13 protein-coding genes are annotated in these 14322 nt (G+C 70.0%); 8 read left to right on the plus strand and 5 right to left on the minus strand.

Annotated elements, in window-relative coordinates; genetic code table 11:
* Positions 1 to 16 precede the first annotated feature (16 nt).
* The 4 genes from VFG40_RS01480 to VFG40_RS01495 form a co-directional block, all read right to left on the minus strand.
* Positions 17 to 796, minus strand: coding sequence for a 4Fe-4S dicluster domain-containing protein (locus VFG40_RS01480; RefSeq protein WP_324894140.1), 780 nt, complete (start codon positions 794 to 796; stop codon positions 17 to 19).
* On the minus strand, positions 793 to 3684 hold the full coding sequence (locus tag VFG40_RS01485; RefSeq protein ID WP_324894142.1) for a molybdopterin oxidoreductase family protein: 2892 nt from the start codon (positions 3682 to 3684) through the stop codon (positions 793 to 795). The genes VFG40_RS01480 and VFG40_RS01485 overlap by 4 nt, the downstream gene beginning before the upstream one ends.
* Positions 3685 to 3729: 45 nt before the next feature.
* Complete coding sequence (locus VFG40_RS01490; protein ID WP_324894144.1) at positions 3730 to 4341, minus strand: hypothetical protein; 612 nt, start codon at positions 4339 to 4341, stop codon at positions 3730 to 3732.
* Between the two features lie 89 nt (positions 4342 to 4430).
* Complete coding sequence (locus VFG40_RS01495) at positions 4431 to 5201, minus strand: LolA family protein (RefSeq protein WP_324894146.1); 771 nt, start codon at positions 5199 to 5201, stop codon at positions 4431 to 4433.
* 10 nt (positions 5202 to 5211) lie between these two features.
* On the opposite strand from VFG40_RS01495, the gene VFG40_RS01500 reads away from it, so the two are divergent.
* Positions 5212 to 6195: a helix-turn-helix transcriptional regulator gene (locus VFG40_RS01500; protein ID WP_324894148.1), complete on the plus strand. Its 984-nt coding sequence runs from the start codon at positions 5212 to 5214 to the stop codon at positions 6193 to 6195.
* Positions 6196 to 6197: 2 nt separating this feature from the next.
* Positions 6198 to 7094 carry a patatin-like phospholipase family protein gene (locus tag VFG40_RS01505; RefSeq protein WP_324894150.1) on the plus strand — a complete coding sequence of 299 codons (897 nt, stop codon included), beginning with the start codon at positions 6198 to 6200 and terminating at the stop codon, positions 7092 to 7094.
* A 10-nt stretch (positions 7095 to 7104) separates the two neighbouring features.
* Here the strand turns inward: VFG40_RS01505 and VFG40_RS01510 are convergent, their stop codons facing one another.
* Positions 7105 to 7689: a lipocalin family protein gene (locus VFG40_RS01510; RefSeq protein WP_324894152.1), complete on the minus strand. Its 585-nt coding sequence runs from the start codon at positions 7687 to 7689 to the stop codon at positions 7105 to 7107.
* A gap of 209 nt (positions 7690 to 7898) precedes the next feature.
* Between VFG40_RS01510 and VFG40_RS01515 the strand changes: the two genes are divergently transcribed.
* From VFG40_RS01515 to VFG40_RS01540, 6 genes are all read left to right on the plus strand, one after another.
* Positions 7899 to 8192, plus strand: a complete 294-nt coding sequence (locus VFG40_RS01515) for a hypothetical protein (RefSeq protein WP_324894154.1) — start codon at positions 7899 to 7901, stop codon at positions 8190 to 8192.
* Between the two features lie 80 nt (positions 8193 to 8272).
* Positions 8273 to 10396 (plus strand): prolyl oligopeptidase family serine peptidase, encoded by a 2124-nt coding sequence (locus tag VFG40_RS01520; RefSeq protein WP_324894156.1) that lies wholly within the window; start codon positions 8273 to 8275, stop codon positions 10394 to 10396.
* A complete protein-coding gene (locus VFG40_RS01525; protein WP_324894158.1) occupies positions 10393 to 12504 on the plus strand; it encodes a S9 family peptidase in 2112 nt (703 codons plus the stop codon). The genes VFG40_RS01520 and VFG40_RS01525 overlap by 4 nt, the downstream gene beginning before the upstream one ends.
* 22 nt (positions 12505 to 12526) lie before the next feature.
* Positions 12527 to 12787, plus strand: coding sequence for an LPS translocon maturation chaperone LptM (lptM, locus tag VFG40_RS01530; protein WP_324894160.1), 261 nt, complete (start codon positions 12527 to 12529; stop codon positions 12785 to 12787).
* 3 nt (positions 12788 to 12790) lie between these two features.
* On the plus strand, positions 12791 to 13636 hold the full coding sequence (gene dapF / locus VFG40_RS01535) for a diaminopimelate epimerase (RefSeq protein ID WP_324894162.1): 846 nt from the start codon (positions 12791 to 12793) through the stop codon (positions 13634 to 13636).
* A complete protein-coding gene (locus VFG40_RS01540) occupies positions 13633 to 14322 on the plus strand; it encodes a DUF484 family protein (RefSeq protein WP_324894164.1) in 690 nt (229 codons plus the stop codon). The genes dapF and VFG40_RS01540 overlap by 4 nt, the downstream gene beginning before the upstream one ends.

Below are 14322 nucleotides of genomic sequence, written 5' to 3' on the forward strand. Positions count from 1 at the left end.
CGGATGTGGCAGCGCGTCAGCGCCGCAACACGCGTTGCATCCAGCGTTGCAGGGGATTGCCGGCATCGAGTTCCGCCGCGGTGCCTCTCGCGTCCGCCTCCGCTTCGCTTGCGCCGTTGCGCCGCGGCCGCGGCGGAAGGTACTGGTTGGTCGGGCGGTAGCCGAGTTCGGGCATCAGGTCGACGCCGCCGCGCGCGGCGACCAATTTCGAGATGTCCGAGTCCGGATCGCCGAGGTCGCCGAAGTGGCGCGCGCGGGTCGGGCACGCCTGCACGCAGGCCGGCTGGCGCTCGGCTTCATCGAGGTTGTCGTTGTAGATGCGGTCCACGCACAGCGTGCATTTCTTCATCACCCCCTCGACCGCGCTGTACTCGCGCGCGCCATAGGGGCAGGCCCAGCTGCAGAGCTTGCAGCCGATGCACTTGTCCTCGTCGACCAGCACGATGCCGTCCTCGGCGCGCTTGTAGCTGGCACCGGTCGGGCACACGGTCACGCATGCGGGGGTTTCGCAATGCAGGCAGCTGCGCGGGAAGTGCAGGGTCTGCGCCGGCTGCGCCGGCGTCGCGTCGTGGCCGGAGCCACACGCCGGCACCGGTTCCAGCTCGTAGCTGTGCACGCGGTTGAACCAGACGCCGCTGGGATCCTTGCCGTAGGGATCGGTGTCGGTCAGCGGCCCGGCGATGCCGCCGGCATTCCATTCCTTGCAGCTGACCGCGCAGGCGTGGCAGCCGACGCAGGTGTCCAGGTCGATGACCAGGCCGAGCTTCTTTTTCGAGGGCGGCGGCAGGCCGGTCATGGGCGTGGTTTCCGGCGCGGCTGTTCGGGCGCGGCCTTGCTGTGGAACTGGGCATTGCGCAGGCGCGCGCCGTAGCGCAGCGGACGTTCGTCGGCCTCGGCGAAGGCCAGCGCCGGCAGCTGCGGCTGGCTCGTCCCGGTGGCGTCGGCCTTGCGGATCGAGACGCGCAGGTCGAACCACGCCGCCTGCCCGGTGACCGGATCGGCATTGGCGTAATCGCCGCGGGGCGTCACGTCGGAAATCAGGTGGTTGAGCAGGAAGCCCTGGTTCGATTCCGGCGCATCCTTGGCCAGCGCCCACGCGCGCTTGCGCTTGCCGATCGCGTTCCAGCTCCACACCGTATCGGGCTGGACGTTGCTGGCGAACTTCGCCTGCACGGTGATGCGGCCGTGGTGCGAACCGACTTCGATCCAGTCACCGTCGGCGACGGCATGTTTCGCGCCGGTGTCCGGATGCAGGTACAGCACGTTGCGCGTGGCGATCTGCCGCAGCCACGCATTCTGCGAACCCCAGGCGTGGTACATGAACATCGGCCGCTGGGTCACGGCATTGAGCGGATAGGCCTCGCGGCTGGTCTGGTCGTGCTCGAACGGTTCGTACCAGATCGGCAGCGGATCGAAGTAGGTCGCCACGCGCTGGCGATGCGCGTCCGGTGGCTGCACCGGGCCGTGGCCCTGCGCCGCGAGCCGGAATTTCTGCAGCGTTTCCGAATACAGCTGCAGCACGATCGGCGCATCGCTGGCGGCGAAGCCGAAGCCCTGCGCCCAGCGCAGGTAATCGCGGTTGGCCATCTTGTAGTAGCGCGCGGACTCGGGCAGCTCCTCGCGCCAGAAGCCGCCGTGCTCGATGTAGCGCTGCAGCTGTTCCGGGTTCGGCGCGCCCTTGCCATGGGCCTCGCCGTCGACGCCGCGCCAGCCGGCGAGCAGGCCGACGCCGGGCGCGCGTTCGTGGCGCACGATGTAGTCGGCGTAGTCGCGGTACTTCGGCGAGCCGTCGGCATGGACCATGCCCGGCAGGCCCAGGCGCGCGCCCAGGTCCAGCAGCACCGACTGGAAGCCGCGCACGTCGCGGCCCTCGGCCTGGGTCGCGGGATCGAACAGCGGATGCCGGATCGCGTCGGCCACGCCATCGGCATCGGCGATCGGGCGGTCGAGCAGGCTGATCGCGTCGAAGCGTTCGAGATAGGTCGTGTCCGGCAGCACCAGGTCGGCGTAGGCGACCATCTCCGACGCATAGGCATCGGCATAGATGATGCGGGGAATGCGGTAGTTGTCGTCCGCATCCTTGTCGGTCAGCCAGGCGATCGTCTCGCCGGTGTTCATCGCCGAGTTCCAGCTCATGTTGGCCATGAACATCATCAGCGTGTCGATGCGTTGCCCGCCGGCGCCCGGCGCGTTGCCGGCGTGCGCGTTGCGGATCACGGTATGCATCATCCCGTGCGCGGCCAGCGGATACGCCCACGAGAACGCGTGGTCGATCCGGCGCGGCTGGCCATCCGCATCGACCAGCAGGTCTTCCGGACCGTGCACGTAGCCCAGCGGGCCGGCGTCGAGCGTGCCGTCGGGCCTGCGCGCCTTGCCCGGGCGATTGGGCAGCGGGATGGGCTTCGGATACGGCGGCTGGTAGCGGAACGAACCGGGCGTGTCGATCGCGCCCAGCAGCATCTGCAGCACGTGCAGCGCGCGGCAGGTGTGGAAGCCGTTGCTGTGCGCGCTGATCCCGCGCATCGCATGCATCGAGACCGGCCTGCCGGTCATCTCCGCGTGCTCGCGGCCCCAGCTGTCGGTCCATGCGACCGGCAGGCTCAACTTGCTGTCGAACGCGGCGGCGGCGAGCTCGCGCGCGATCCGGCGGATGGTGTCGGGGGGGATTCCGCAGCGTTCGCTGACCGCGTCGGGCGCGAACTGCGGGTCGAGGTAGCGTTCGGCCAGCAGCTGGAACACCGGCACCGCGACCCGGCCGTCGGGCAGGGTGCATTCGCCGACCACCACCGGCGAGATGTCGATGGCATCGGCGCGGGTCGCGGCGCGGCCGTCCCAGCACAGCACGTGGCCGTCGGCATCGCGCGCGAACAGGCCGTCATCGGCCGCGCCCGGAGCGCGGATCACCAGCCAGTGCGCGTTGGCATAGCGCACCAGGTACTCCAGGTCGATGCGGTCCATGCGCAGCAGTTCGTGGATCAGCGCGAACGCGAACAACCCGTCGGTGCCCGGGCGGATCCCGATCCATTCGTCGGCGATCGCGCCATAGCCGCTGCGCACCGGGTTGACCGCGACGATCTTGGCGCCGCGCGCCTTGAGCTTGCCCAGGCCGAGCTTGATCGGATTGGAGTCGTGGTCTTCGGCCACCCCCCACAGCATCAGGTAGCGGGTGTGTTCCCAGTCCGGCTCGCCGAATTCCCAGAACGAACCGCCGAGCGTGTACAGCCCGCCGGCGGCCATGTTGACCGAGCAGAAGCCGCCATGCGCGGCGTAGTTGATGGTGCCGAACTGCTGCGCCCACCAGCCGGTCAGTGCCTGCGACTGGTCGCGGCCGGTGAAGAACGCGAGTTCATCGGGATTGCGCGCGCGGATCGGCGCCAGCCAGTCGGTGGCGAGCTGCAGCGCCTCGTCCCATTCGATTTCCCTGAACTCGCCGCGACCGCGCTCGCCGACCCGCAGCAGCGGCTTGTTGAGTCGCGCCGGCGAATAGTGCTGCATGATCCCGGCCGAGCCCTTCGCGCACAGCACGCCCTGGTTGACCGGGTGCGCGGGATTGCCCTGGATGTAGCGGATCCTGCCGTCGGCGAGCCACACCTTGATGCCGCAACGGCATGCGCACATGTAGCAGGTCGTGGTCTTGGCCTCGTCGCCGGGCGACGGCGAGGTGTTGAGCGTGGGCTCGCGCATCGCGCAAGGTTAAACCACGCGCCTCGCGCGCGACATGGCATCCGGTCATGGCCGGCACTTGCGCCGCTCGGTGTCCAGTTCCTGCCGCAGCGCCGCGCTGTCGCCCGAGGCCATCAGGTTGCCGATGTTGTCGCGGGTGCGCGGGCAGGGGTCGGCGTCGTAACCCTTGGGCGCGAACAGATAGGCCATCACCGCCACCGCGGTGTGCCCGAGGTGCTGCGTCCTGCGCATCCGGAACGTGTCATCGCTGGCGCTCGGCAGCCGCGCCGTGCGATCGGCCAGGGGGTCGCGCGGGCCGAACGCGATCGGCGCGTCCTGGCGTGCCTGGGCCTGGACCTGTGCGGCGAGATCGGGCGGGGGCTGCGGGCCGGGGTCGAGTTCGACCACCGACAAGGCCGATGCCGGTGCGGGCGAGTGCGCGGCGGGCCTCGCGGCTCGCGCGTGGCGTGCCGGGTCGATGCGCTGCGATGGCGACGCCGCCGGCGTCGCACCCGATGGCGAGAGCACGATGAACTGCGCCAGCATCGCCGGCGCATCGCCGGCATCGGTGTCCGGCATGCCCTGCACCGCGCGCACCAGCACCCATCCCAGCAGCGCATGCCAGCCCAGCACCAGCCCCCACGCGACCATCCGGTCGCGCCACGTCCCTGTCCGCATGCGCTCACCCTGCCGTTGCCGGCGCGGAGTGTGGGCAGGGCGCGGTTAATCGCGGGTTATGCGCGTGTTGGCAATTCGCAGGAGCCGGCTTATTTCGGCGGTTCGACCTGGACCGCCGGATCGTTGTACTGCGAGTAGCGGATGGTGCTGGTGCCCATCTTGCCCTTGGCGATGCCCTGCACCTGCATCTGCACCGGCAGGTCGTCGGCGCCGATCCACAAGGTGACATCGGCCGGATGCGGTTGCTCGTGATGGATCATGTATTTGTGCACGGCGACGCCGTCGAGGCTGTCGCTGCCGGCGTCGCGCACGGTCATGTCCGCTTCGCTTTCGGCCAGCCGCGCCGGATCGCGCCACTGGCTGATGGTGCCCTTGGGCATCGGCATCTTCATGCTGCGGCCCTGCACCTGCATGTACATGGTGTCGCCGATGATGGTCTGCGCGCCCATCGCGGTCGTGATCCGGTAGCGGTCGGGCGCGACGAAGTCGATCTCCGGGTGCCCGCCGGCCGCGCCCAGCCCGCCGTCGATCTGCATCGCCGCGTGGTAGCTGTGGACCTGGCTGAACTTCGCGAGCGACGCCTTGACCGCGTCGGCCGCCGTGCGCATCGCGATGGCGGGTTCGGGCTTCGCCGCCGCGGCCGCGACCGGCGGCGACACGTTGCCGCCTGCCGTGGCCTCGTTGCCGGGTTGGGTCGCCGGCTTGCAGGCCGCGAGCGCGAGGCCCAGGCCGATGGCGGTCGAAAGGATGCGGGCGGGACGTTGCATGCGCATGGCTCCGATGGGGAATAGGCGATCAGCGAAGGGCAAGCCTAAGCCAAGTCCGCGGCCGTCGCCGCGGCCGCCGGTCGGACGCGCCATAATCGCCGGCATGGACCGTTACGAACGCATCATCGGGATGCACCGCATCCTGCAGGCCGCGCGCCGGCCAGTCACCGTGGCGCGATTGCAGGACGAACTGGGCTGCTCGCGCGCCACCGTCTATCGCGACCTCGCCTTCCTGCGCGACGCGCTGATGGCGCCGGTGGTCGGCGACGGCGAAGCCGGCTTCCGCTACGACCTGCAGGAAGGCAACCGCTTCGAGTTGCCGGGCCTGTGGCTCAACTCCGAGGAACTGCACGCGCTGCTGGCCGCGCAGCAACTGCTCGCGCGCAGCGGCGGCGGCCTGCTGTCGGGCGCGCTGGCGCCGTTGCAGCAGCGCATCGACAAGCTGCTCGACGAACATTCGCGCGGCAAGGACGGGAGCCCCAAGCGCTGGCCGGTGGAGCGGGTGCGGGTGATCCCGCATCGCATCCGGCAGATGGACGAACACGCCTTCCGGGTGGTGTGCTCGGCGGTGCTGGAGCGCCGCCAGCTGGCGTTCGATTACCGCGCACGCTCGACCGACGAAAAGACCCGGCGCACGGTCTCGCCGCAGCGCATCACCCACTACCGCGACAACTGGTACCTCGACGCCTGGGACCAGGATCGCGAGGCGCTGCGCAGCTTCTCGGTCGATCGCATCTCCGGCGCGCGCATGCTCGATGCGAAGGCGCGCGACATCGACGACGCGCAACTCGACGAGCACCTGGGTGGCAGCTACGGCATTTTCTCGGGGACGCCCAAGGGCTGGGCCAGGATCGTGTTCAGCGCCAAGTCGGCGCGCTGGGTGGCGGACGAGCGCTGGCATTCGCAGCAGCAGGGCCGGTTCCTGCCCGATGGCCGCTACGAACTGAAAGTGCCGTACAGCGCGCCGCGCGAACTGCTGATGGACGTGCTGCATTACGGCAGCGATGCCGAGATCCTCGAGCCGCCCTCGCTGCGCGAACAGGCGCGCGCGTTGCTGACGCTGGCGCTGGGCAACTACGACCGCTGACGATGGCCGGCGCCGAAGCCCCGAAGATCCGCCAGTCGGAAAAGATCGCGCTGGTGCTCGGTGCCGGCGGCGCGCGCGGGCTGGCGCAGATCGGCGTGATCGAGGCGATCGAAGCGCGTGGCCTGCACGTGGTCACGGTCGCCGGTTCCTCCAGCGGCGCGCTGGTCGGCGGCATCTTCGCGGCGGGCAAGCTCGCGCCGTTCCGCGCCGAGCTGGAACGGATGAACCGCGGCGATTTCCTGCGCCTGCTCGATCCGGCGCTGGGCCAGGCCGGGCTGCTGCATGGCCATCGCCTGGTGCATGCGATGCGCGAAGTGGTCGGCGACCCGCTGATCGAATCGCTGCCGGTGCATTTCACCGCCGCCGCGGTCGACCTGCAGCGCCAGCGCGAAGTGTGGCTGCGCAGCGGCCCGTTGTGGCAGGCGATCCGCGCTTCGTTCGCGATCCCCGGCCTGTTCACCCCGCACACGGTGCACGGCCGCGAACTGGTCGACGGCGGCCTGCTGGCGCCGTTGCCGATCGCGGCCACGCGGCTGTCCGATGCGCACCGGCTGATCGCGGTCGACATGCATGGCTGGCCGCAGCGGCCGCCGGGCACGCTGGCCGACAGCAATGGCGGGCATGCCGAGTCGCTGCGTTCGCGTTTCGCCGGCTGGGTGGAACGCAAGCTCGGCGTCGTCGGCAGCGATACCGACATCGGCCTGCTGGAACTGATGTCGCGATCGCTGGACACGATGCAGGCGCAGATCTCGCGGGTGCAGCTGGCGCTGGACCCGCCGGAACTGGTGATCCGCATCCCGCGCGATGCCTGCCTGTTCTACGAGTTCTGGCGCGCGAAGGAACTGATCGCACTGGGCCGGCGCGAAGCCGACAAGGCGCTCGACGCCGCCGGCTACTGAGCCGCGCGCTTCACTCCTCGCGCGGACGGTCGAAGCCCAGCCTGCCCACCTGCGACGGCAGTTGCGGCACCCGCCACAGCTTGTCGCTGTTGATGCCGTAGCCGCGCAGCCGCCGCAGCAGGTCCTGGTAGGTCGCATCGTCCATCGTCGGCTTGCGCGCGAACACCCACGCCAGTTCGCGTCCGGGCGAGTCGATCAGCGCCCACGCGCCATCCGGCGCGATCTCCAGGATCCGCTGCCGCGCCGGGATGACGTGGAAGAACCGCAGCTTCCAGATCCGGTTGCCGCTGTCGGGCTGGACCGATGCGGTCGCCTCGACCACGCGCAGCGGCGAATGGAAGCCGTTGCGGTACACGTAATGCACGTCGACGCCGCCCCCGGGACGCAGCGTGTATTCGTCGCGCGCGGACACATGGCCGCGTTCGGCGGCATAGGGCACGTGCGCGATCACATGCCAGGTGCCCATGAACCGCGCCAGGTCGATCGGCGTCTCCTGGCCGCGCACGCCGGGGGTGGCGCAGGCCGCGAGGGCGATGGCGTACGCGAACACGGCCAGCCGGATCGAGCATCGGTGCAGGAAACGGAAACGATGCATGCGCGGATCCTCGGCGGGGGCGACAGGTTCCACGGCCGCGGGCGAAGGTCGTGTCAATGCAGTATGCCCGCGCAGGTCAAGCAGGGAACGCATGCCGCGGCGCGCCGCGGTGCGTTGCAAAGCACCGCAAGCGGGTTTCGCCGTGGCGCGGTCGCAGGCCGTGAGACCCCGCCGTCGCAGCCTGTGGCCAGTCCCGACGGAGCCAGACCATGCACGCCCAGGCCACCACGCTGTCCCGGCTCGAATCCCTGATCCGCCGCATCGTCGCCTGTGGCGCGCTGCTGGTGCTGGCCCTGCCGGCGGCCCGTGGCAGCAGCGCCTGGTTCGGTGCGTTGCCGCTGTGGCTGCTGGGCATGCCGCTGGTGGCGTGGTGGTCGCTGCATCGTTTCCGGCTGCCGCAGTGGCCGTCCCGGATGGCGCGCGCACGACGTCGCCCGAACGCGCAGGCACGGCGTCGCGCCCCCGCGCGGCGGCGGGTCGCATGGATGCAGCGCGCGGCGTGATTCCGCCCCGCGGGCACGGGACGTGCCTGTGCTAGCGTGCGGCCTCCGATCAATCCGCGAGGCTGCCCATGTCTGGATCGATGACCGTTGCACGCGCTGCGCTGGCGTGGTTGCTGGTCGCCGCACTTGCACCGGCCCAGGCCGCCGACGCACCGCGCGAGGCCGCCATGACCACCCCCGATCCCTACGCCTGGCTGGAAGACATCACCGGCGACAAGCCGCTGGCCTGGGCGAAGCAGCAGAACGCGCGCACCGAGGCCGAACTGGCCGCCGACCCGGGTTTCGCAACGCTGCAGTCGCGCCTGCTCGAAGTGCTCGACTCGCGCGACAAGATCCCGCTGGCCGAGAAGATCGGGGCGTACTACTACAACTTCTGGAAGGACGCCGAGCACGTGCGCGGGCTGTGGCGCCGCACCACGCTCGACGAGTACCGCAAGCCGCAACCGCAATGGGAAACCGTGATCGACCTCGATGCCCTGTCGCAGGCCGAGCACGAGAACTGGGTCTGGCACGGCGCCGACTGCCTCAAGCCCGACTACGCGCGTTGCCTGGTGGCGTTGTCGCGCGGCGGCAGCGATGCCGACGTCACCCGCGAGTTCGACCTTGCGAACAAGCAGTGGGTCAAGGACGGGTTCTTCCGGCCCGAGGCCAAGGGCTCGCTCGGCTGGATCGACCGCGACCATGTGTTCGTGCAGACCGAGCTCGGACCCGACAGCATGACCACGTCCGGGTATCCGCGCATCGCCAGGCTGTGGCAGCGCGGCACCCCGCTCGAGGCCGCGACCCAGGTCTACGCGGGCAAGCCCGAGGACCTGGCGATCGGCGCCTACCACGACAGCACGCCCGGCTTCGCCCGCGACTTCGTCAGCCGCACGCTGGATTTCTACAGCGACGAACTGTACCTGCGCGGCGCCGACAACCAGCTCGCCAAGATCGACGTCCCCGATTCGATCCGCAAGGACGTGCATCGCGAGTGGCTGCTGCTGCAGCTGCGCGATCCGTGGACCGTCGCTGGCCGCACCTATGCCTCGGGCGCATTGCTGGCGGCGAAGTTCGACGACTTCATGGCCGGCAAGCGCGCGTTCGAGGTGCTGTTCGAGCCCGACGAACACACCTCGCTGGAGAGCTACGCCTGGACCCGCCACCACCTCGTGCTGAACGTGCTCGACGACGTCAAGAACCGGCTGAGCGTGCTCACGCCCGGCGACGGCGGCTGGACGCGCGCGGCGTTCGTCGGCGCGCCCGATTTCGGCACGCTGGAAGTGACTGCGGTCGATCCCGACGACAGCGATGCGGTGTGGCTGGTCGCCACCGACTACCTGACCCCGAGCACGCTGTCGCTGGCGCAGCTCGGCAGCGCGCCGGAAATGCTGAAGACGATGCCGGCGTTCTTCGACGCCTCGCACGACGTGATCGAACAGCATTTCGCGACCTCGCTCGACGGCACCCGCATCCCGTATTTCATCGTGCATCCCAAAGGCATGGCGCTCGACGGCAGCCATCCGACCCTGCTGTACGGCTACGGCGGATTCGAGGTGTCGCTGACGCCGGGGTATTCGGGCACGGTCGGCCGCGGCTGGCTGGAGGCGACCGATAAACGCGGGGGCGGCGTCTATGTCGTGGCCAACATCCGCGGCGGCGGCGAATACGGCCCGCGCTGGCACCAGGCCGCGCTCAAGCAGAACCGGCACAAGGCCTACGAGGACTTCGCCGCGGTCGCGCAGGACCTGATCGCGAAGAAGGTCACCTCGCCCGCACGCCTGGGCGCGATGGGTGGCAGCAACGGCGGCCTGCTGGTGGGCAACATGCTGGTGCAGTACCCGCAGCTGTTCGGCGCGGTGGTGATCCAGGTGCCGCTGCTGGACATGAAGCGCTACAGCCACCTGCTCGCCGGCGCGTCGTGGATGGCCGAGTACGGCGATCCGGACACCGCCGACTGGGACTACATCCGGACCTTCTCGCCCTACCAGCTGTTCGACCCGGCGAAGGACTATCCGCCGACCTTCATCTGGACCACGACCCGCGACGACCGCGTGCATCCCGGCCACGCCCGCAAGATGGCGGCGGAGATGCTCGCCGCCGACAAGGACGTGCGCTATTACGAGAACGTCGAGGGCGGCCACGGCGCCGGCGCCACCAATGCCCAGCAGGCCCACGTGTGGGCGCTGACCTACGCGTTCCTGTGGCGGGAACTGGCCAAGTGAGCGATCGACCGCAGCCGCCGCGCGCGACAAAAACCCCGCATGTCGTGCGCGCGCCGCATGGCGCGGAACGCGAGGACGCCTATTACTGGCTGCGCGACGACAAGCGCGTGGACCCGCAAGTCATCGCCCACCTCGATGCCGAGAATGCCTACGCCGACGCGCTGCTGGCCCCGCTCGAGCCGCTGCAGGCGCAGCTGTACTCGGAAATCGTCGGCCGCATCCGCCAGGACGACACCTCGGTGCCGTATCGCGAGCGTGGCTGGTGGTACTACAGCCGCTTCGAGGCCGGCAAGGATTACCCGATCCATGCGCGCCGCGCCGACCATCCCGGCGCCGATGCCGCCGCGGTGCTGGCGGCGGTGGAAGCCGGCAGCGACGGCGAACAGGTGCTGCTCGACGTCAACGCCATGGCCGCGGGCAAGGACTATTTCAGCATCGGCGATTACGCCATCAGCCAGGACAACATGCGGCTGGCCTGGGCCGAGGATGCGGTCGGCCGGCGCCAGTACACGATCCGGTTCCGCGACCTCGCCACCGGCGTGGAGGCCACGGAGACGATCGGCGGCGTCGCGCCGAACCTGGTCTGGGCCGACGACAACCGCACCCTGTTCTATGTCGAGAACGATCCGGACACGCTGCTGACGGTGCGGGTGAAGCAGCACGTGCTCGGCACGCCCGCCAGCGACGACGCGCTGGTCTACGAGGAGCACGACGACAGCTTCTACATGGGCATCGATCGCAGCCGCGACGATCGCTTCCTGTGCATCGAACTCGACAGCACCGTGTCCAGCGAACTGCGCTACGCGCCGGCGTCCGATCCGGTCGAGTTCCGGGTGCTGGCCCCGCGCGCGCGCGATGTCGAATACCAGGCCGACCACCTCGGCGGCCGCTGGGTGATCCGCAGCAACGATGCCGGCGCGACCAACTTCAAGCTGTCGACCGCACCCAGCGACGCCGGTTCGCGCGCGCAGTGGCAGGACTTGGTGCCGCATCGCGACGACGTGTTCATCGACGATTACGAACTGTTCGACGACTTCATCGCCATCGCCGAGCGCAGTGGCGGGCTCGAGCGCCTGTGCCTGCGCCGCGGCGATGGCGGGACCAGCCTCGTGCAGGTCGACGAGCCGGCGTATTCGATCGGGCTGTCGGCCAACTCCGAACCCGACACGCCGCTGCTGCGGTATGTCTATACCTCGCTGACCACGCCGGCGACCACCTACGAACTCGACACCGGCAGCGGCGCGCGGCGCCTGCTCAAACGCCAGGCGGTGCCCGGTTACGAACCGGACGCCTACGCCACCGAACGCCTGTGGGCGACCGCGCGCGACGGCACGCGAGTGCCGGTGTCGGTGGTGTACCGCAAGGGCCTGCGCAAGGACGGCAGCGCCGCGATGCTGCAATACGCCTACGGCAGCTACGGCCATTCCGAGGACCCGGCGTTCAACGGCCCGGTCGTGAGCCTGCTCGACCGCGGCATGGTGTATGCGGTGGCCCACATCCGCGGCGGCCAGGAAATGGGTCGCGCGTGGTACGACAACGGCCGCCTGCTCAACAAGCGCAACACGTTCACCGACTTCATCGACGTCACCGATTTCCTGGTGGGCGAGGGATTCGCCGCACCCGATCGTGTCGCCGCCTACGGCGGCAGCGCCGGCGGCCTGCTGATGGGCGCGATCGCCAACCTCGCGCCGGAGAAATACCGGGTGATCCTGTCGCAGGTGCCGTTCGTGGATGTCGTCACGACCATGCTCGACCCGACCATCCCGCTCACCACCAACGAATACGACGAGTGGGGCAATCCCGAACAGCGCGCGTTCTACGACTACATGCTCGGCTACTCGCCCTACGACAACCTGCGCGCGCAGGCCTATCCGGCGATGTTCGTCGGCACCGGGCTGTGGGATTCGCAGGTGCAGTACTGGGAGCCGGCCAAGTACGTGGCGCGCCTGCGCGAGCTGAACACGGCCAGCGGGCCGGTCCTGCTGCGCACCAACATGGATGCCGGGCACGGCGGCAAGTCCGGGCGTTTCCGCCGCTACCGCGAACTGGCCGAGATGTATGCGTTCGCGCTCGACCAGCTTGGCGTGGCCACGGCGCCGGACCGGTAACCGGCGCCGCTATACTCGCGCCATGAACACCATCCTCCGCTATGCGATTGCCGCCGCCGTACTGGCCAGCCTGGCTGCCTGCGGCAACAAGGGCCCGTTGATCAAGCCGTCCCAGGCCGCCGAACAGCAGGCCGCCGAGCACGCGCCGGCGCCGCAACCGGCGGCAACGCCCGACGACACCGTGCCACCGCCCGCCGACGACACCGGCACGCCGGACGTGCCAGCGCCCGCGCCGGATCCCGACGCACCGCCGCCCGTCGACGATGGCGGCGGCAACGGCTGAGCCATGGCCCATGCCGCGCCGCTGCGCTTCAGCAAGATGCACGGCGCCGGCAACGACTTCGTGCTGCTCGACCTGCGTGCGGGCGCCGCGCCGCCGTCGCCTGCCCTGAGCCGGCATCTCGCCGACCGCCACCGCGGCGTCGGCTGCGACCAGATCCTGACCATCGAAGCGCCGCGCAGCGCCCATGCGCTGGCCAGTTACCGGATCTGGAACGCCGACGGCAGCGCCGCCGCGCAATGCGGCAACGGCGCGCGCTGCGTGGCCGCGTGGCTGGTGCGCGACGGCGCCGCGCAGGACGACGCATTCGAACTCGACAGCCCCAGCGGCAGCCACGCGGTGCAGCGGCTCGCCGGCGGCCGCTACCGCATCGCCATGGGCGTGCCGCAGTTCGCGCCGCAGGCGGTGCCGCTGCAGGGCTGCGGACAGGTCCAGGACGAGTACGCGCTGGATGTCGACGGCGCGTCGCTGCGGTTCGGCGCGGTGTCGATGGGCAACCCGCACGTGCTGCTCGAAGTCGACGACCTCGCGCGCGCGCCGGTGGCCACGCTCGGCGCGGCCCTGCAGGCGCATGCGGCGTTCCCGGATTCGGTCAATGTCGGCTTCGCCCAGGTGCAGTCGCGCGGCCGTATCGCCCTGCGCGTGTACGAGCGTGGCGCCGGCGAAACCCTGGCCTGCGGCAGCGGCGCCTGTGCCGCCGCGGCGATCCTGATCCGGCGCGGTCGCGTCGACCGCGAGGTCGTGGTCGCTCTGCCCGGCGGCGAATTGAACATCGACTGGGCTGCCGATACCGTCAGCATCGGCATGGCCGGCCCGGCCACGTTTGTCTTCGAAGGGGAATTGAATCCATGAGCGACAGCGATCGGCACGCGCAGGAAAAACTCGGCGCGCATGAAGTCGCCGCGTGGCTGCGCCGGCATCCGCAGTTCCTGCAGCAGTTCCCCGACCTTGCGATCAGCATGGTGGTGCCGCGCGAGGACGGCCCGGCCGCGTCGCTGGCCAGCTACCAGCTCGAAGTGCTGCGCGACAAGAACCGCGAACTGACCCGGCGCCTGCACGAACTGTTCGGCAACGCCCAGGACAACGAACGGCTGGCGGTGCGCACGCACCAGCTGACGCTGGGCCTGCTGCGCCAGGACAATGCCGCCGACACCCTGCGCGCGGTGGCCGCGACCCTGGCCGAGGATTTCCAGGGCGACCTGGTGCGGGTGGTGCTGTTCGATCCCGTGCCAGGGCTCGACGACGTCGACTGGCTGCAGGCGGTCGCGTCCGACGATACCCGGCTGGCGCCCTTCCGCGATTGCCTGGCCGATGCCGAACCGATCTGCGGTCGCCTGCATCCGGACAAGAACGCGCTGCTGTACGGCGCACGCGTCGACGAAGTGCAGTCGAGCGCCTTGCTGCCGATGCCGGGCCTGGGCCTGCTCGCGGTCGGCAGCCGCGATCCGAACCGCTTCTACCCGGGCATGGGCACCCTGTTCCTGCGGATGATGGGCGAGGCGCTGGCGACGGCACTGCGGCGTTTCGACCGGCCGTGA

Origin of the sequence: Dyella sp., from assembly GCF_035685805.1 — a bacterium.
GTDB lineage: Bacteria > Pseudomonadota > Gammaproteobacteria > Xanthomonadales > Rhodanobacteraceae > Dyella_A.